This window comes from Brucella sp. GW823-FHT04E01, assembly GCF_058796175.1.
Genome location: NZ_JBXAIK010000002.1, coordinates 433,281 through 452,482 on the forward strand (window position 1 = coordinate 433,281; position 19,202 = coordinate 452,482).

Consider the following 19,202-nt stretch of genomic DNA (forward strand, 5'->3'; position numbering starts at 1 on the left):
GACGGATGACTTCCAAATCAATGAAGAATACAATCGACAACCTGACTTTATCCGTCGAGACAACTGACGAACGCAAGATTGATATTGTCGAAAATGCCTTGCTCCTGGTCATTGCATGCTTTCTGGGTTTGGTTGCAAACTGGGTCGGAACAAATGTGACGCCGATCCAGGCGCTGCCCGGCATGCTCGTGCTTTATGCAGCATCTATCGGTGGCTTGATGCTGGCCCGCTTTATGCCTTTCTATTTGCCGAGTGTAGCATGGGTTTCCCTCATCGCCATTATCATCACTATTCCGGGCGTTCCGGGCGCTGATTATGTTCTGGCGAATGTCGGGGAATTAAATTTCCTGGCGCTCGCAACACCGGCGCTGGCCTACGGAGGGCTGGCGTTGACGCGTAACGAGTTCGAGATTGCCCGCCGCTCCGGATGGAAAATTGTCATCGTCGCTATTTGCGTAATGATCGGCACCTATCTTGGTTCGGTGGTAGTCGCTGATCTGGTATTGCGCATTACGGGTTAAACCGTCGCGTGGCAGGTTCGATCCCGGGCCTGCCACGAACGTGTAGGGGAAACGATATTATGCCTATTTTTCTCAGCGAAACAGATCTGGCAGAAGCGACGGCCTGGCGCCATGATCTCCATCGACATCCCGAAACTGCGTTCGAGGAAAACCGGACCTCAGCCTTCATAGCCGAAAAACTTCAGCTCTGGGGATTTAGCGTTCGCTCCGGTTTTGCTGGTACGGGCGTGATTGGTAGCTTGACGCGAGGGACATCGAAACGCGCAATCGGTATCCGCGCCGACATGGATGCCTTGCCAATCGTCGAAAAGAGCGGTGTCGATTATGTGTCGGAGACTTCCGGTAAAATGCATGCCTGCGGTCATGACGGGCATGTAACCATGGCTCTTGCTGCAGCAAAAGCTGTCAGCAAACTTGATTTTGATGGAACTGTGCACTTCATTTTCCAACCGGCGGAAGAGAACGAAGGTGGCGGTCGCGAAATGGTGCGCGAAGGGCTGTTTAAGGACTTTCCGGTTGATGCGGTTTACGGTCTTCACAATTGGCCAGCACTGGATGTTGGCACCTGTGTTGCCCGCGATGATGCGATGATGGCAGCCTTCGGTACGTTCGAGATCGAGTTGATCGGCAAGGGAGCGCACGGAGCGATGCCACATGAAGGCGCCGATCCGGTGGTCGCCGCCGCGCAACTGGTCACGGCATTGCAAACCATTGTCAGCCGGAATGTTTCGCCACTGGAATCTGCGGTTGTTTCGGTAACGCAGATGCATGGCGGTGATGCCTGGAACGTCATTCCGGAAAGTATGATCGTCCGTGGAACTACTCGCTGGTTCTTACCTGACGTCGGGGAGACGATTGTCCGCCGGATACAGGCGATTTCCACTTCAATTGCCGAAGGCTTTGACTGCACGGCGCGTGTTGCTTATGAAGAACGTTATCCATCGACGATCAATACAGCTGACAATGCCCGCAAAATCCGGAACCTGGCTGCTTCGCCCGATCTTGGTCTCAAGGTTCTTGACGAAGCCCCAAGCATGGCGGCGGAAGACTTTGCATTTATGCTGCAGGAGAAGCCGGGTTGTTATTTCTGGCTTGGTAGTCGTCGCGACGGTACCAATCCGGGCTTGCATTCGTCCTATTACGATTTCAATGACGCCCTGCTGCCAATAGGCGCCAATTTCTGGATCAAACTGGTTACAAGTGAACTGGCGGCCAGCTGATTACTGTCTGGCCCTGTTTCTATAGTCTATTCAACCTAGAAACCAACGAAGCAAAATGATGCCATGGAAACGCTTGATGCAAAAGAATTGCGGATGTTCATGGCGGTGGTCCGGATCGGATCAATCAGAGGTGCAGCCGAACATGTGAACGTTGCACCTTCCGTCGTGAGCCGTCAGATCGCCGAAACCGAGCGCAAGATTGGCTTGACTCTGTTTGAACGAAATGCGCGCGGCATGGCGTTGACTGAAGCGGGCGAGTTGGTTCTGGAGCATACTAGACGTGTTTTGGAAGAGCATAGCCTGCTTACCGAACAACTCGGGTTTCTCAGGGGCGTGCAACAACGGCGTGTCCGCATTCTTTGCGGGGAGGGATTTCTCGCCGATATCTTGCAATATGGACTTGGTTCATTCGTCAAAATCTATCCTGATGTGCAGTACGACATGCAGCTCGGCGGCACGGAAAGCGTTCTGGACGGGATTGCCAACGGGGATGCAGATATCGGAATTGCGTACAACCCGCTGGTCGATGCAAGGGTTCGCTCGCTTGCAATCTCGAAACAGCCGCTCTGTCTGGTCGCACCGCCAGAGCACCCTCTATTGGCCAAAGACAGGTTGGAACTGGCTGACTGCTCGGGTCTGCCCAATGCGTTACTAGGACCTGGCCATGGCATTACCCGGTTGGTCACCCGTGTTGCCGCCGATCGCGGTTTTGCAATCTCTCCCGTTGTCGAAACGACATCGATAGATGTTTTGAGACGGTTCGTAGTTGCCGGGCTTGGCATTACTTTTTTGCCGCGCTTTGCCGTCTCTACCGAATTGGAACGCGGAGCCGTAGCGATACGCGAATTGTCAGATCCGCTACTGGCCGAAGCTAGTGCACACCTGATGGTGCGGGCCCGGCGCCGTTTACCGCTTTCAGTCGAGCGACTGAGCGGGTTTCTCTCCAACAACATGGCAGCGTTTCGATAGATCCTTCAACGGACTGTTGCGTCGGATGAGACGCAGCGTTGCCTGTAAACCGGCTATGCCTCTGCCCCCTTTGGTGCGAGCCTTTCACCATTAATGATGCGACCAATCTGAGGGTTGGTCGATGAACAATGGAGACATGGAATGGCGCAACCTGAAAAGCCGGTAGTCGGTGTTGTTGGTCTTGGCAGTATGGGGCTCGGCATGGCTCAGACCCTTGTGGCAAAAGGGTTCGTTACGCTGGGGTTCGATCTATCAGCTGAGCGCAAGACACTTGCCCGAGCATCAAAAGTGATGCCTGCAGACACACTCGAGATGCTTTTCGAAGAATCTGAGTTTCTGGTTTTCTCTCTTCCGACGGCTCAGGATGTCGAGAATGTGGTCAACGCGCATATCCATCAGTTGACGGGCGGGCGCAGACGCGTAGTCATTATCGACACGTCGACCTCCGAGCCGGATGTCAGCCGCGCGCTGGCACAGAGGCTTGCTTCACTCGGACATGGCTTTCTTGATGCTCCTGTGAGCGGAGGCCCGGCCGGAGCCGCATCCGGCAAACTGACGATGATGATCGGGGGCAGCGATACTGATCTGGCGCTGGCGCAATCGGTTATCGAGGCAATGGCTGCCAAGGCCCTGCATGTGGGGCCTAGCGGAGCAGGTAATGTTGCAAAACTTGTCAACAACCTGCTGGCTGCGGCTCATATGGTGGCAACCAGCGAAGGCCTGAAACTTGCACTTGCCGCTGGAATAAGCCCTGAATCGGCCCTCCGTGTTCTGAACGCCGCTTCCGGTAAATCCATGATCAGCGAAGTTCACTTTCCAACCTGGATAATGAACGACCGTTTCGACAGCGGCTTTTCGATGGGGTTAATGCGCAAGGATGTACGGCTGGCACAAGAGATGGCTGAACGCGCAGGCGTGGACAATCCGCTGACATCGGTTGTGGCAAAACTCTGGGCTGGTTCGGAGCATCTCAAGGACAGTGATGACTTCACCCGAATGGGCGCTTTTCAGCCTAATTCATCAAGGTAAGGACCAGAATTATGACGCGACTACATGATCCCAAAGAACAAGCCGCACGTATTGCTCAAATTTTCGAGAGTTTCTTTCCGAAGAGTGAGATTGGCAGTTTTGTGAACGGTGAGATAGTTGCCGGAAGTGGCAACGAGCAAAATCTGACGGACCCGGCGACCGGTATAGTTTTTGCCTCATTCAAGGATGCAGACCAGTCGATTATCGATGCGGCGATGGACAGTGCGGCTCGTGCTCAAAGGGAATGGATGGCACTGACGGCATCAGCCCGCGGTCGTGTAATGAACCAAATCGCCCGCTGTATCCGCGAACATGCACCGTTGATCGCCGAAATCGAGAGCCGTTCCGCCGGTCGCCCCATCCGCGACATTCGCGGCGAGGCGGTCCGTGTGGCAGAGATGTTTGAATATTATGCCGGCTGGTGCGACAAGCTCTATGGTGATGTTATTCCAGTACCAAGCAGCCATCTCAACTATACCCGGCATGAACCAATTGGTGTGGTCACGCAGATTACGCCGTGGAATGCCCCCCTTTTTACTGGTGGATGGCAGATCGCACCCGCAATCTGTGCCGGAAATGGCGTTGTCATCAAACCTTCCGAGCTAACCCCACTTTCCACACTCATCCTGGGGCTGATGTGCGAGCAGGGTGGTGCTCCGCGCGGATTGGTAAACGTGATTGCAGGCCAAGGTCCAACTGCCGGACAGGCAGCCGTATCCCATCCACGTACGGGTTTGGTGGTTTTTGTCGGGTCAGCACAGGCCGGATCAGCGATTGCGTCGACTGCTGCAAAAAATGTGGTTCCGTGTATTTTGGAACTGGGCGGAAAATCCGGCAATATTGTTTTCCCCGATGCCAATCTGGATCGCGCGATTGTTGGTGCGCAGTCGGCTATCTTCAGCGGAGCGGGGCAAAGCTGCGTTTCCGGGTCACGCTTGCTAGTTCACCGGTCCATCCACAAGGCGTTTGTGGAGCGCTACGTTGATGCTGCCAATCGTATTGTTGTCGGAGACCCGTTTAACAATAACTCGCATGTCGGTCCGATCAACAACGCGCGTCAATGGATGAAGATTGATCAGATGGTTCGGGATGGTGTGGCCGAAGGTGCGATACTTGTGGCAGGTGGAAAGAAACCTGACGCACTGGAGGAAACCGGGGGCTACTACTATGCGCCGACAATCCTTGATCGAGTTGAACCGGCAATGACGATTGCCAGGGAAGAGGTGTTCGGTCCGGTTGTCTCTGTCATGCCTTTTGACGACGAGGCGGAAGCAATTGCGCTCGCCAACGACAATCCCTACGGTCTCGCAGGTGCCGTTTGGACCGAGAATGTCGCGCGGGCTCATCGTGTTGCAGCCAGCGTGCGGGCCGGAACCTTCTGGATCAATGGTTATAAAACAATCTCGGTCATGTCGCCGTTTGGCGGTTTCGGCCGCAGCGGTTACGGTCGCTCGAGCGGCAAGGATGCGCTGATGGCTTATACGCAAGCAAAGAGTATCTGGGTGGAGACAGCCGAAAACCCAACGGTAACGTTCGGTTACTCGCCAGAAGCATAACTGGAGGAATGGCAGCAAGGTGTTGCAATCATGGACCGATTACAAATCTTGCTGCCGCCTCTTCCGAGCGAAGCCGGTCTCAAGGAGGCGGATCGGAACTCCTGGGACCCGGGCTTGGCCGACAGGTTGCTGGTCTTGTTACTTGGTGGTGTAACCGCCGTTCACGAGGATTGTCTGGCCCGTCATCCACCAGCCATCGGAGACAAGAAAACGGATATAAGGAACGATGTCCTCAATGTCGGTAAGTCCGGTCTTTGAGAAGGTGGAGAGCGCCGCCGCCGTTTTATGATAGGCTTGGGCCTCGGCGCTTTCCTGGCCGTAAAAGAACGGTGTGTCCATCGGTCCGGGCCCGATGGCCGTCACCGAAATCCCGCGCTCACCGAACTCTTTCGAGGCCGCACGCGTGAAGTGCTCGACAGGCGCCTTGGTGCCGGCATAGCTCGAGTAGAAGGGCGTGAACGCACCGAGCAGGGAGGTAACGAGTGTCACCAGCTTGCCGTTGTCGTTGAGATGCTTGCCGGCTTCCTTGATAAAGAAGAAAGCACTCTTGGCGTTGACGGCGCTCATCTCGTCATATTCGGCTTCGGAAATCTCAACAATCGGCTTTTTGAGTACCTTGCCGACCGTGTTGATTGCAATATCCGGTCTGCCGATAGCGGCGACAGCATCTGCGAAAAGCTTTTCGACAGCGCCTGCCGTCGTCATGTCGGCCTTGATGGCGACACAATCGGCGCCGGCTGTCTTGAGCGCCGCCACCGTTGCTTCAGCATCGGCTTTGGTCGCCGGACTGTTGTAGTGGATAGCGATCGCTTTCGCGCCCTGTGCTGCAAGATCGCGGGCGATCAGTCCGCCGAGATTTTTTGCCCCACCGGCGATGATAACAGTTTTGCCCTTGATGCTGTGATCGGTCATGAGGTGGCCTCCTTAGCCAACGTGCGACCACACCAACGGCCGCTTTCGTCGGGAAAAGATATCGTCTATAATTTCGGTATAAAGATTATCATTCTGACTTCACTTGTCAGAAAAGCAGTACAATAAGGATTCCCGTGTACCTTGGACCGCATTGATCTGTTCCGTATTTTCACCCGTGTCGTTGAATGTGCGAGCTTCACCCGTGCCGCCGACACGCTTGGCGTGCCGCGCTCCTCCGTTTCCGCCGCGGTTCAGGAGCTTGAAGGACGGGTTGGGGCGCGGCTGCTTCATCGCACCACCCGCAAGGTTTCGCCGACCCAGGACGGGACGGCTTTTTACGATCGTTGTCAACGTGTTATCGCCGATGTTGAGGAAACGGAAAATCTATTCCGACAGAGTGCAGCTCAACCATCGGGCAGGCTGCGCATTGATGTCCCCGGTCGGATTGGTCGCCTGATCATAGCGCCAGCGCTTCCGGAGTTCCTTGAGCGCTATCCACAGATTGACATCGACCTTGGAGTTACGGATCGTGCGGTGAATCTGGTGGAGGATAGCGTGGATTGTGTTGTCCGCGTCGGTCTCTTGAGCGATTCAGGCCTGATTGCTCGCCCAATCGGCAGATTGGCCCTGATCAATGTCGCAAGCCCCGCCTATCTGGCGAGACATGGAACCCCAAGGGAAATAAACGATCTCGACAAGCATTGGGCTGTCAACTACGCATCACCGTCGAGCGGTCGCGTTGAGGACTGGGAATGGCTGGAAGACGGAACCTTGCGCACCTTGCCGATGCGCGGGAGGGTCACCGTCAACAGCGCTGAGGCCTACATTGCCTGCTGTCTCGCCGGGCTCGGGGTGATCCAGATTCCGGCTTACGATGTGCGAAGCCATCTCGATGCCGGTGAACTCGTTGAGCTGATGCCTGACTATCGCGCCGAACCGATGCCAATGACGCTGCTCTATTCGCATAAGCAACATCTCTCACGCCGGCTGCATGTGTTTGCCGAGTGGCTTGAGACTTTGCTAAAGCGAGAACTCCTGGATAGCCGGGGCGCATCATAAGCCGATCAATGTTAACATTGGGGTTAAGCAATTCCTGATCATTGAACGGACGCCTTCTGTCTGCCAAAGGGCGGCTCTGCCAAGCAAGCTGCAAACCGTGGCGTTTGATAGCGGGAAAGCCAAAATGGCTTTCAGTCGAGTGTTCGCAAGTGCCCGAGAATCCGTATCCGTATTTCCTTGCCGCTGCGTATAAATCTTCGCGCAGTGTCGGGGAGGTGGGTAGCTGGAGATTGATAGCGAGATGATCGATCAATTGCGTTGGTGCAACTGGAACGGTAGATGCGGAACTCAATCTCGCGGTCAATGACTTAAAGATATAAACATCTCTTTATATTCTATTGACATTATGTGGCCGATGCAGGAAGATTGTAATGCCTAGGTTCTCCGGCTGTCGTGTTCGATACGCCGGAGCTAAGAGGGAAGTCCGTGCCCCGTCTCATTCGGGAAAGCCGGCGCTGCCCCCGCAACTGTAAGCGGCAAGCTGACGTCCAGATTGTCACTGGGGTTCTCCCTGGGAAGACGGACGAGAGCAATGACCCGCGAGCCAGGAGACCTGCCTTGGCAAAATAACGTCCACGGGCGGGGTGTCCCGGTGTGCCGTAGCGAAGACCGTCTAACGGTCTGTTTTGCTATGTGTCCGCTGACCCATGCCCCCAACTTATTGGGGTAAGCCATGTCTCAAACCGCAATTCCAGTCGCCGCCAGGGGCGGGCCGGTCGTCGATCGCCCGCGGATCACGATGCGTCACGACTTTACATTCCGCGTCAAGAGCCATCATTTTGATGAGAACTATCTCCCCTTGGACAGTACGCGTATCACGACCAATTTTGCCAATTTGGCCAGAGGAGAAAATCGCCAGGAGAACCTGCGCAACGCCTTGAGGATGATTGACAACCGTTTCAACGCGCTGGTGCATTGGGACAACCCAACAGGCGATCGCTATTCCGTTAAACTCGAGATTATTTCGGTGGAGATGGTCATTGATGCGGAAGGCAGCAAGAATACTTTCCCACTCAATGAAATATTGAGAGCGAATATCGTCGATCGGAAGACAAATGAACGCGTCGAAGGTATCGTTGGGAACAATTTCTCTTCTTACGTGCGTGATTATGACTTCAGCGTCGTGCTGCCCGAATACAATAATGGTCGCACCACATTCAGCATTCCGGATGACTTCGGGGACCTCCATGGAAAACTGTTCAAATGCTTCCTCAACTCGAATACTTACAAAGAGCAGTTTCGTAAGCCGCCAGTCATATGCCTGAGTGTCTCCAGCAGTAAAACATATCATCGTACTGGAAATCGCCATCCTGTATTGGGCGCAGAATATCAACAAAATGAACTGTCTTTGACGGATCAGTATTTCCAGAAAATGGGGTTAAAGGTACGCTTCTTCATGCCGCCGAACAGCGTTGCGCCGTTTGCCTTCTATTTTGTCGGCGATCTCCTCGGCGATTATACCAATCTTGAACTCATCAGCACGATCAGCACGATGGAAACCTTTCAGAAGATCTATAGACCCGAGATTTATAACGCCAATTCCGTGGCCGGGGCCTGTTATCAGCCAGATTTGAACCATCAGGACTATTCACTGACTCGCATTGTCTACGATCGCGAAGAGCGTAGCAGGCTTGCTGTTGAGCAGGGGAGGTTTGCTGAGGAGCACTTCATGAAGCCATATAAGACCGTTCTTGAAGAATGGTTTGCCAATTACTCCCTTTAGTAAGTCGATACATAAGGTCGCCCATCATGAAAAAACTGTTGCCCACATCTACCGCTGGTAGCTTGCCTAAACCTTCGTGGCTTGCACAACCTGAGAAACTCTGGTCCCCCTGGAAATTGCAGGATGAGCAGTTGATTGAAGGTAAACGGGATGCCCTGCGTCTGGCATTGGACGATCAGCGACAGGCAGGCATTCACATCGTCAGTGACGGCGAGCAAACACGCCAGCATTTTGTCACGACGTTTATCGAGCACCTTGACGGAGTTGACTTTGAAAAGCGTGAAACGGTCAGGATCCGCAATCGCTATGATGCGAGTGTGCCGACAGTCGTTGGTGCTGTATCGCGTCCAAAGCCGGTTTTTGTCGAAGACGCCCAGTTCTTACGTCAGCAGACCCGGCAGCCCATCAAATGGGCCTTGCCGGGGCCAATGACCATGATCGATACGCTCTATGATGCATATTATAAAAGTCGAGAGAAGCTGGCCTGGGAATTCGCCAAGGCCCTCAATGACGAAGCGAGGGAACTGGAGGCTGCCGGTGTCGATATCATCCAGTTCGACGAACCGGCGTTTAACGTCTTCTTTGACGAGGTGAATGATTGGGGCGTCGAAACCCTCGAGAAGGCAATGGAGGGGCTTCGGTGCGAGACTGCCGTGCATATTTGCTATGGTTACGGCATCAAGGCCAATACAGATTGGAAAAAGACCCTGGGAACAGAGTGGCGGCAATATGAGGAAACATTCCCCAAGCTACAGAAATCGAGTGTCGATCTAATCTCGCTGGAATGCCATAACTCGCATGTTCCAATCGAACTTATCGAACTTGTTCGAGGCAAGAAGGTGATGGTGGGCGCCATCGACGTGGCAACCAACGCCATGGAAACCCCGGAGGAAGTTGCCAACACTCTGCGGAAAGCCCTTAAGTTCGTCGATGCCGACAAGCTCTATCCTTGCACGAACTGCGGCATGGCACCCTTGTCTCGTCAAGTGGCGACTGGAAAGCTGCGGGCCTTGAGTGCAGGTGCGGAGATTATCAGAAGAGAGCTTTCGGCCTAGTGCTGGCTGAGCAACAGGTGGTCGCCATGACTATGGTGGAGCGTCGCTTCGAAATTGTTGATAGAGCCACGTTTCACAATGACGTGGCGCTCCTCGGCTCGACAGTCAAGGTTGCAGCGAAACTTCTCTTAACGGATTGCCGCCATCGATGAACAGCCTGCCCGTTGGTTTCAGTGCAGCCCTGATGCTCTTGATTGCAAGCCTGGTGACTTCTGGATGACGGCCATCCAGTGCACCGACGCGCATTGCGAACGCCATGTCAAAAAGTTCATCACGTGCTGAAAGCTTGAGATGTTCAATTGCCACCTGCCTAAACTCCAGGCGGCCTGATTCAATTTCTTGCTCTGATCCGGTGCGCGCCAGGCGTATCGCCTTTTCGGACCGATCTATGGCAAGCACGAAGCCGCTTCCAATGTTTCGACTGACCTCTCGTGCGGCAACACCTGGACCACATCCGATTTCGAGTATGCGAAGCCCCTCCTTCAACGGAAGGGCGTTCACAAAATCGGCGATCCTCGGCGAAACAGCAGCGGGCATTTAGGAGTATTACGTCAGATCTGCTTTCATCGCCACTCATTCTGGTAGATTGCCGCCTCTGGTGTCACAAAACTCCCAAACCCTGCAACACCTTTCGTTGCCGATTTGTGACGGGAGCAATTCTCAATCAGGAACTATCGCCTTCACGACGACAGCGTGAGCTTGCGCTACGACGAGCGCGCGATGTTGAATGCCTACCTAGTTGTTCCGCGAGGGGGAACATTTATAAAGGGTCGTTATTCAAGGAGCATGTCGAGCACACAGATTATCCCCCGATGGTAGTCTGTGTAGCTGGGCTGACGTCGAGGGCATGGTCAGGAAGACGGCTGACGTGTTTGGCTGAATTGACGCATTCGACAACAGTGCGGGCATGTCGATTGCCTTGCTGGCCATCTCAAGGAAGCACATTCGAATTGTAGCCCGTGGTTAAATCTCACAGAGTGAGCAAAGGCTTTATTTCGTTTTGCTGGGCCGCAGACCATAAATGGATCCGATTGACAATATCCTGGGGAGCTGTCGGTAGCGCTTTGTTTGGAATTACTGCGACAGTGCCTTGAAAAACCAGGATCAGATTGTCTGACTGCAAGATTGCATGATGGTACATCGCCCAACTCAGTTCGATCGTATAGATTCGTGTGGCCTGTCTGAAGCCCGTTGGTCCAATTTTGACATGGAAGTGAGGAGAGAAGGCAAGCTCCTGTTCGATATTCCAGTGCGCTATGGTTTCACTATATTCGCGATTTGACTTTTTCGAGCCGATCCACAGGACAAGCCATACAGCAATTGCGACAAGAGGCGCAGGCGCTAGGATCCAATAATCAAGGCTGGCCCGTGCCCCGGGGATAAATGCCAACGTTACAGAACAAATGAGGCCGGCAACAACGGCGGACCAAAAGGAAAGGTTCGTTCTGATCCACCAGAAATGCCGATCCCACGACCGGTCGAACATCATCCGGTAATTTTGATAGGCCTGATGTTCAAAGCCCAGAACATAGTCCGGTATCTGATCCACGTTCGGCGCATAGGTGATAGTAATGCTACGATCGTCAGCCATTCTTACCGTTTCTCTATCTCGTTGGGGCAGTGGCACATTCGAACAAGAAGCACTTCTGAACTCGGCATTTCAAGGAAAGAGCAGGTTTCTGCAGAATGATCATTTTGCCACCTAAAGAGGATGTTTCGGGAGAACAATGTCAATCTGGTGCCGAAGCTCCCGATGCGCCATAGTCTGACGAATGAACTTTGGGTGTGGGATCAACCTGATCCGGTAACTGAACAAAGCCGGCTTTGATACTCGAGCTGCGGTGGGGAACGGATTCAGTTTTTTGCTTCAAGGCGGACCCCGAGAACAGATTAGTTGCGGTTGAATCGAATGGAATCCAGCTGCCCGATCATCACTGCAAGTCCAAAACAAACTGATCCGAGTCCAAATGATATTGTCCCCAGTATCAATCGCTGCGTTGAAGGGGCGTCAATGATAAACAACAGACCAATCACGATCTGGATCACGGCGAGAGCAAAAACTACTATTTTCATTATCTGTCCGAACTGACTAATCTGGATGAAAACTGGAGCGGCTATGGTGCGCGCCGGATCTTGTGGCAAAATTACTTGACCACGGCAGCGCAGTCGAACTTGATGGCATCAATGTCACCCGAGGCAACATTGTATTCGCTAACCTGCAGAAAGGAACAGATGTAAATTTTCTCTTCATTCTGCAAAAATACATAGTTTCCCGTCGCCGATTTAATTTCATAACCCTGCTCAGCGAGATCCAGAATTGTGGGCTTTCTTTCCGCGTTCGCGCTAGCAGTGGTGGCAATTGCAATAATGAAGGCGGTGTAAAAAAGTTTCATTTTATTTTCGTGCCTGGATTGGACTGTGCGATTGATTGGGGTGAATCCACACAATACTTATGGCGAAGCCGTGTTCAACTGAAAATTGGTTCCTGTTTGGCGCAGATCGTATCCACGATTTCCGTGTCGCAAACTTTCACAATGCATAATGTTTGATTCTGCTCTCCTGTATGTTGAGTATCTGGTTTGTCAGAATAAAAATGTCTTTTCAAATCGAAGTGCCGGCCGTCACAAGAAGGATAAGTTCGAGCGGGCGGGCGATTTGCGCTCCGACTGTCCTCAGGCCGGATTTACGCACGTCACACGGTTGAGGCCGGGGCACCGTTGCGTGCTGATGCCAGAAGGGTCGTAGGTCTATTGCCCGTTTCCTCACCCGTTGCCTTCGGTCTAACCGATAGAGTTTCGTTCTTTTCTACGTCGTCGTGCACATCTTCGCATTGATGAGGGAATGGTTTGCTCGCGGAGTTCTAAAAGTCCGTTTTATCGCTTTTCCTGTATAGAGCTCAGCAACCCTTGTAGAAAACTATTCGTACAAAGCTGCAATATCAGATGGTTTCCCTTCCATCCGTATTTGGAAACCATCTGATGCAGGTTTTTCATCGCGTCACATCTGCGGTCGGGATAGCGGATCCGGCTTGCCAATGTTCTGCGTGATTGCTTCGACAACCGGTAAATCCGGTGCCGACACGCTTTGTCCGTCCAGTATCCTGCGGGCGCGATCCTTATCAATATCGCCTACCCAGGATGCGATGACGACGGTTGCCACGCAATTGCCGATATAGTTGCCGAGTGCGCGCGCAATGCCCATGAACCAATCCACCGAGAGTACAAGGACCAGCCCTATGGCAGGGATGCTGGGGATGGCTGCCAGCGTCGCGGCAAGAATGACAATCGCCGAACCCGGCACGCCATGAGCACCTTTGGACGTTACCAAAGCAACACCGAGAATTGCCAGGAGATCGCCGAACGCAAGTGGGGTATTCGTGGCTTGGGCTATGAATACGGCGGCAAGTGTCAATTATATCGAGAATGCGTCAAGGTTGAACGAATACCCGGTTGGGATGACGAGGCCGACTGTGGAGTCTTTTATACCCAGATGTTCAAGTTTGCGCATGGTCTGGGGCAAGACTGCATCGCTCGAGGCTGTACCCGCAACAATACTGACTTCAGTGCGCAAATAGCGCAGCAGCTTCACGATGCTGAAACCGGCAGCCCTCAGTATGGAACCGAGTACGATGGCGACGAAAAGCGCAATTGTCAGGTAGAACAAAACCACCAGGTAGCCCAGTTGCGCCAATGATCCGATGCCGTACCTGCCGAATGTGTAGGCTATGGCGCCAAATACGCCAAACGGTGCCAGGCGAACGATAAATGCCATGATTTTGAAGACGACTTCGCCAGCCATCTCGATGATATGGAGAAGCGGCCTGGCGCGCTCGCCAACTTGTGCAAGTGCGCAACCAAAGAGGATAGCAACCAGAAGTACCTGCAGGATGTCACCCTGGACGAAACCACTCACAATCGTGGTGGGTATGAGCTTCATCAGGAACTCTACCGTGCCGCCGCTGGAGACATCGTGTGCCTTTTCCACATAGGTGGAAAGGGCGGACGCATCGAGCTTGCTGACATCGATGTTCATGCCGTGGCCCGGACCAAAGACATATGCAACAACGATGCCGAGCGCGAGCGCGATTGTGGTGACGACCTCGAAATAGATAAGAGCCCGGACGCCGACGCGCCCAACCTTGGTGAGGCTGCCAGCGCCAGCAATTCCATGTACAACCACACAAAAGACAATCGCTGGAACCAGTATCTTGATCAGTTTGATAAAACCATCGCCGAGCGGTTTCATTTGCATCGCCATGTCAGGTATGAAGAAGCCAGCGGTGACACCGAGAACAAGTGCTATGCACACCTGTCCGAGCAAGGACTTTGACCAATTCGGCATTTAAGTTCCTCCCAATCAAGAAGGGGGAATGATTTTCGCGAAAGCCTGCGAACAACGGCCTCCACGATAGCGTCGCCTTAACCGGCTGGTTTGAATTGACTTGTTATTCAAGCGTCATGACCGAAGCCCGACATGCCCACTTCAAACGCCACCGATTTCCTGCCGAGATCATCGCACATGCGGTGTGGCTCCATTATCGGTTCCCGTTGAGCCTGCGCGACGTGGAATATCTGTTGGCGGAGCGCGGCATCATCGTCACGTTTCAGACCGTCGCCGAGTGGGCGGCGAAATTCGGCTTGAAGTTCGCTCATCAATTCCGCCGCCGCTCACGAGGCCACTTTGCCGACAAGTGGCAGCTCGATGAGATGGTGGTGACGATCAAGGGAAAGAAATACTGGCTGTGGCGCGCCGTAGATGCCAACGGTTACGTCCTCGATGCCCTGCTGCAAAGCCGAATGAGCAAGGTAGCAGCGCTTCGTTTGATGAGAAAACTGCTCAAGGGCCAGGGGACCACCCCGCGTGATGGTAACCGATAAGCTGCGTTCCTATTCGGCCGCGAAGGCCGAGTTGATGCCTGGCGTCGAACATCGCTCGCACAAGAGATTGAACAATCGAGCTGAGAATTCGCATCTACCAGTACGACGACGAGAGCAACGTATGATGCGCTTCAAGTCCGCGCGACAATGTCAACGCTTCGTCTCAACTCACGGCCAGACCGCCAATCTGTTTCTCCTTCACCGCAAATGCTTGACCGCCGACGAACACCGCCAACTCCGCGCAATCGCCGTCACTACCTGGCGTGAAATCGCATTGTCGACTGCGCTCTGAAATTCGCCCTTCAAGAACTCACGACGTCCGCAATCGGTTAAGGCGACGCCACCCTCGTAGGTTCTTCAGTCCCTGAAAAAGCCCGCAGTCAATGAGAATGTTATTCGCATTGAATGAGAGCAAGAATTTTGAACCGGTCACAGTTCCGGCTTCCCCCAGAAACTTCAGCTTCAGCACAGTTTGTCTTCCTTCTTCAAGGGCCAGAGGATTTAATCATTCGATACGGCTTTCGTGGGCGGTTTTGAGAACGCCTGGTTCATCTGGTGTAAGGCCATTTCCAATCCCTGATTTCCGGCATGTCCTCGCCATGATCGCAAACGTATTTCTTATGCAATGTCAGTTTTTCCTCGAAGTTGGCAATCAGAGGTAGCGCCACCTCGTTGTTTAATGGCAAACGCCTTATCGCCTCAATCGCCAGATGAAAGCGGTCCAGTTCGTTGAGAACCGCCATATCGAAAGGCGTTGTCGTTGTCCCCTTTTCGATGAAGCCTCGCACGTGGAAGTTAGGGTGGTTGGCGCGCTTATAAATGAGCCTGTGAATGAGATAAGGATAGCCGTGATAAGCGAAGATGACCGGACGGTGGGTTGTGAACATCAGGTCAAAATCTTCATCAGAAATACCGTGCGAATGATGCTGCGGTGACTGTAAAACCATCAGGTCCACGACATTGACAACGCGGATGCGCAGGTGCGGTAGAGACTGACGCAGTAGATCAACCGCAGCAAGGGTTTCCATGGTCGGGACATCGCCCGCGCAAGTCATCAGTATGTCTGGTTCCAGACCGTCTTCCGTCCCGGCCCAGTCCCATATGCCCAGACCCGCTTCGCAATGGCGTATGGCGTCCTCCATTGCGAGCCATTGTAGTTCTGGCTGCTTCCCCGCCACTATCACGTTCACTCGGTTCCAGGTTTTCAGGCAATGATCGCCAACCCACAGCAACGTGTTGGCGTCCGGTGGAAAATAAACTCGAACCACGTCTGCACTTTTGTTGGCGACGAGATCAACAAAGCCTGGGTCTTGATGAGAGAAACCGTTGTGATCCTGACGCCACACATGAGACGTCAAGAGATAATTGAGTGACGATACAGGCTTTCGCCATTCCAATTTTTGCGCAACCTGCAACCATTTCGCATGTTGATTGAACATCGCATCAACGATGTGGATGAAAGCTTCATAGCAAGAGAAGAACCCGTGCCTTCCGGTCAGCAAATAGCCTTCGAGCCAACCTTGGCACAAGTTCTCGCTTAATACTTCCAATACCCGCCCGTCTGACGACAGATGATCATCTGTATCAAGCGTTTCAGCCATCCATACACGGTCGCTAACGTCGAAAACAGCGCCGAGACGGTTGGAAGCTGTCTCGTCTGGACCAAATATGCGAAAGTTCTTCTCATGTTCGTTCAGCATTAGAACGTCACGGAGATATTCACCAAAAATTCTTGTTGATTGTGCCTCTTTCACGCCAGGTTGATCCATAGACACAGCATATTTACGGATATCGGGTGTGTGAAGTTCGGTGCGCAGCAATCCTCCATTGGCATGTGGATTGGCAGCCATGCGTAACTCGCCTTTTGGAGCGAGCTCACGTAATTCGGGTTTCAATGTACCCATTTCGTCAAACAAGTCCTCCGGACTGTAGCTATTTAGCCAGTTTTCGAGGATCTTTCTGTGTCCGCTGTTTTCCCGGCAGTTCGCAACAGGCACCTGATGCGAACGCCAGTAATTCTCTACAATTTGACCGTCGACTGTTTTGGGACCCGTCCAGCCTTTCGGGCTTCGCAGGATGATCATGGGCCAGAACGGACGTTCTGGTGATTTAACATCGGCATTCTTCTTGATTGTAGCAATACGTTCGAAGACCGCGTCAAGTGTTTGCGCCATTTTCTGATGCATTGCTTCCGGCTCGCTGCCCTCGACGAAGAACGGTTCGTAGCCATAACCGATGAACAAGTTCGTTAGGTCATTATCTGCTAGTCTCGCGAGTATAGTAGGGTTCGCTATTTTGTAGCCATTGAGGTGCAGGATCGGCAGGACTGCGCCATCGCGGGAGGGATTGAGAAACTTGTTTGAATGCCATGAAGCGGCAAGCGTTGCTGTTTCTGCTTCGCCATCGCCTACGACACAAGCAACCACCAGATTTGGGTTGTCGAAAGCGGCGCCATAGGCATGCACGAGGGAGTATCCAAGTTCTCCGCCTTCATGAATTGAACCTGGTGTTTCAGGCGCGACGTGGCTTGGTATGCCGCCAGGAAATGAAAACTGGCGAAATAACTTGCCCATGCCTGCTTCGTCCTGACTTATTGCGGGGTATATCTCCGAGTACACTCCTTCGAGATAGGTGTTCGCCACAATGCCCGGACCGCCGTGACCGGGGCCGCATATGTAGATTACATTGGCAGCCTGTTGCTTGATAATGCGATTAAGATGAGCATAAATGAAATTGAGGCCAGGCGTCGTACCCCAATGACCGAGCAATCTGGGCTTAATATGTTCCGGTTCAAGCGGTTTGCGCAGGAGCGGATTGTCCATGAGGTAAATCTGCCCTACCGATAGATAGTTGGCCGCGCGCCAATATCGATCAATTAGCGAAAGCTCCTCGGAATTAAGAGGACCAAGAGGTGATGCCCTGCTCATGCTTCGTCTCCTTCACTGATTTACGCAGTCATGTCAGTTATGGTTTAAGCGGCGCTGTTCTCAAGAACCTGAAGTGTTTCCAAGGCGATGATACGTTCTTCGTCGGTAGGAAGTACAAATGCAGCCGTACGGCTCGAGTTGGTGGTGATCCGGAACGTATTTCGATTGTTGGCACTAATATTGAGATCTATCCCTAGCCAAGAGAGGCGTAGGCAAACCGCAGCGCGAATCTCTGGCTGGTTCTCCCCAATTCCGGCAGTGAAAATGAGTGCGTCGAGACCGCCAAGAGTGGAAACAAGACGGGCAATTTCACCAGCTATACGCAGAGTGAATACTTCAAGAGCCTCACGGGCATGGGGTGCGTTGCTTTCAAGGAGATCGCGCGTATCACCGCTTATTCCGGAGAGTCCGAGAAGGCCCGAGCGATGATAGAGCAAATCTGATAGCGCATCTGGAAACATGTTCTCTTGTTGCAGAAAATAAAGAAGCAAGCCCGGATCGAGTGCTCCGCAGCGGGTTGCCATCGGAATACCGTCCAGTGTCGAGAAGCTCATGCTTGTATCGATGCTTTTGCCCCCCTTGATGGCGCAAAGACTGGCTCCGCTGCCTAAATGTGCGACTACGATCCTTCCGACAGCAAGCTTTGGCTGCTTCTGGGAAAAACTGCCGATTATCGACTTATAGGAGAGGCCATGAAAGCCATATCGCTTTAAGCCACGCTCGTGGAATTCACGTGGAAGCGCGAAGCGGCGAATGACTTCCGGGATAGTTTGATGAAACGCAGTATCAAAGGATACGGTTTGCTTGACGTGCGGAAAGAGCTTTTGGATGCCTCTGATTAAAGCGACGCTTTTCGCTTGGTGCAACGGAGCAAAACTTGACAGTCTTTCAATTGCGTTGATGCGCTTATCATCGACCAAGATTGGCTGGATGAATTGGTCACCGCCGAAAACCACCCGGTGGCCAACTGCCAGCATACGGGAGAGATTTGTATGCGTCGAGAGCCTCGAGAAAAGTTCTTCAACGATCACAGCGATCTCATCTGCACCAGATGTATCTAATACGATATCTAGGTTGCAAAGTTCTCCCCGTAAGCGAAAGGTTAAGGGTGAGCCGTTCAGATCGATCCCACCTCGGGAGAATTTTACGATCTGTTCCCCATCATACGCGAAAAAACCGATTTTCACGCTGGACGAACCGGCATTGAAAGTAATCAGCTGCTTGTCCAAGCCGCATTTCCTTTGCTTCAGATCGACTACACTAGAGCGCGTTTCGATCTGATTGGATCAGATCGGCGCTCTAATCATTTGTTTTTACGCGCATCTTTTCCGAAAACCGTTTCACACTTTTCGGG

Annotated in this window: 14 protein-coding genes, 2 pseudogenes and 1 riboswitch; of the genes and pseudogenes, 9 read left to right on the top strand and 7 right to left on the bottom strand. The window is 52.9% G+C overall.

Features of this window, described 5'->3' with window-relative positions; all coding sequences use genetic code 11:
- Positions 1 to 5: 5 nt before the first annotated feature.
- From AC1RHM_RS07390 to AC1RHM_RS07410, 5 genes are all read left to right on the top strand, one after another.
- A complete protein-coding gene (locus AC1RHM_RS07390) occupies positions 6 to 521 on the top strand; it encodes a hypothetical protein (RefSeq protein ID WP_094515215.1) in 516 nt (171 codons plus the stop codon).
- Between the two features lie 59 nt (positions 522 to 580).
- A complete protein-coding gene (locus AC1RHM_RS07395; protein WP_094515216.1) occupies positions 581 to 1,741 on the top strand; it encodes a M20 aminoacylase family protein in 1,161 nt (386 codons plus the stop codon).
- A gap of 63 nt (positions 1,742 to 1,804) precedes the next feature.
- The gene (locus AC1RHM_RS07400) at positions 1,805 to 2,710 is read left to right on the top strand and encodes a LysR family transcriptional regulator (RefSeq protein WP_010660411.1); all 906 of its coding nucleotides are present in this window, start codon (positions 1,805 to 1,807) and stop codon (positions 2,708 to 2,710) included.
- Between the two features lie 141 nt (positions 2,711 to 2,851).
- A complete protein-coding gene (locus AC1RHM_RS07405; protein WP_010660410.1) occupies positions 2,852 to 3,739 on the top strand; it encodes an NAD(P)-dependent oxidoreductase in 888 nt (295 codons plus the stop codon).
- 11 nt (positions 3,740 to 3,750) lie between these two features.
- Positions 3,751 to 5,295, top strand: coding sequence for an aldehyde dehydrogenase family protein (locus tag AC1RHM_RS07410; protein WP_151612483.1), 1,545 nt, complete (start codon positions 3,751 to 3,753; stop codon positions 5,293 to 5,295).
- Between the two features lie 138 nt (positions 5,296 to 5,433).
- Here the strand turns inward: AC1RHM_RS07410 and AC1RHM_RS07415 are convergent, their stop codons facing one another.
- A complete protein-coding gene (locus tag AC1RHM_RS07415) occupies positions 5,434 to 6,207 on the bottom strand; it encodes an SDR family oxidoreductase (protein WP_094515218.1) in 774 nt (257 codons plus the stop codon).
- A 141-nt stretch (positions 6,208 to 6,348) separates the two neighbouring features.
- Between AC1RHM_RS07415 and AC1RHM_RS07420 the strand changes: the two genes are divergently transcribed.
- From AC1RHM_RS07420 to AC1RHM_RS07430, 3 genes are all read left to right on the top strand, one after another.
- Positions 6,349 to 7,266 carry a LysR family transcriptional regulator gene (locus tag AC1RHM_RS07420; RefSeq protein ID WP_010660407.1) on the top strand — a complete coding sequence of 306 codons (918 nt, stop codon included), beginning with the start codon at positions 6,349 to 6,351 and terminating at the stop codon, positions 7,264 to 7,266.
- A 360-nt stretch (positions 7,267 to 7,626) separates the two neighbouring features.
- Positions 7,627 to 7,841, top strand: a riboswitch (cobalamin riboswitch).
- 164 nt (positions 7,842 to 8,005) lie between these two features.
- Positions 8,006 to 8,989: a DUF1852 domain-containing protein gene (locus AC1RHM_RS07425; protein ID WP_492332516.1), complete on the top strand. Its 984-nt coding sequence runs from the start codon at positions 8,006 to 8,008 to the stop codon at positions 8,987 to 8,989.
- A gap of 26 nt (positions 8,990 to 9,015) precedes the next feature.
- Positions 9,016 to 10,044: a methionine synthase gene (locus AC1RHM_RS07430; RefSeq protein ID WP_151612485.1), complete on the top strand. Its 1,029-nt coding sequence runs from the start codon at positions 9,016 to 9,018 to the stop codon at positions 10,042 to 10,044.
- 105 nt (positions 10,045 to 10,149) lie between these two features.
- Here AC1RHM_RS07430 and AC1RHM_RS07435 read toward each other — a convergent pair whose 3' ends face one another.
- The 4 genes and pseudogenes from AC1RHM_RS07435 to AC1RHM_RS07450 all read right to left on the bottom strand — a co-directional run bounded on the left by AC1RHM_RS07435 (position 10,150) and on the right by AC1RHM_RS07450 (position 14,385).
- On the bottom strand, positions 10,150 to 10,581 hold the full coding sequence (locus AC1RHM_RS07435; RefSeq protein ID WP_010660404.1) for a class I SAM-dependent methyltransferase: 432 nt from the start codon (positions 10,579 to 10,581) through the stop codon (positions 10,150 to 10,152).
- Positions 10,582 to 11,014: 433 nt separating this feature from the next.
- Positions 11,015 to 11,635: a hypothetical protein gene (locus AC1RHM_RS07440; RefSeq protein ID WP_029928543.1), complete on the bottom strand. Its 621-nt coding sequence runs from the start codon at positions 11,633 to 11,635 to the stop codon at positions 11,015 to 11,017.
- Positions 11,636 to 12,188: 553 nt separating this feature from the next.
- A complete protein-coding gene (locus AC1RHM_RS07445) occupies positions 12,189 to 12,437 on the bottom strand; it encodes a hypothetical protein (protein WP_010660401.1) in 249 nt (82 codons plus the stop codon).
- A 604-nt stretch (positions 12,438 to 13,041) separates the two neighbouring features.
- Positions 13,042 to 14,385 (bottom strand): annotated as a pseudogene (locus tag AC1RHM_RS07450) (C4-dicarboxylate transporter DctA).
- 116 nt (positions 14,386 to 14,501) lie between these two features.
- Between AC1RHM_RS07450 and AC1RHM_RS07455 the strand changes: the two are divergent.
- A pseudogene (locus tag AC1RHM_RS07455) lies at positions 14,502 to 15,213 on the top strand (IS6 family transposase).
- A 256-nt stretch (positions 15,214 to 15,469) separates the two neighbouring features.
- On the opposite strand, the gene AC1RHM_RS07460 reads toward AC1RHM_RS07455, so the two are convergent.
- Both AC1RHM_RS07460 and AC1RHM_RS07465 read right to left on the bottom strand, forming a co-directional pair.
- Complete coding sequence (locus tag AC1RHM_RS07460) at positions 15,470 to 17,848, bottom strand: phosphoketolase family protein (RefSeq protein WP_094515219.1); 2,379 nt, start codon at positions 17,846 to 17,848, stop codon at positions 15,470 to 15,472.
- A 44-nt stretch (positions 17,849 to 17,892) separates the two neighbouring features.
- The gene (locus AC1RHM_RS07465; RefSeq protein WP_151612487.1) at positions 17,893 to 19,077 is read right to left on the bottom strand and encodes an acetate/propionate family kinase; all 1,185 of its coding nucleotides are present in this window, start codon (positions 19,075 to 19,077) and stop codon (positions 17,893 to 17,895) included.
- Positions 19,078 to 19,202: the final 125 nt, after the last annotated feature.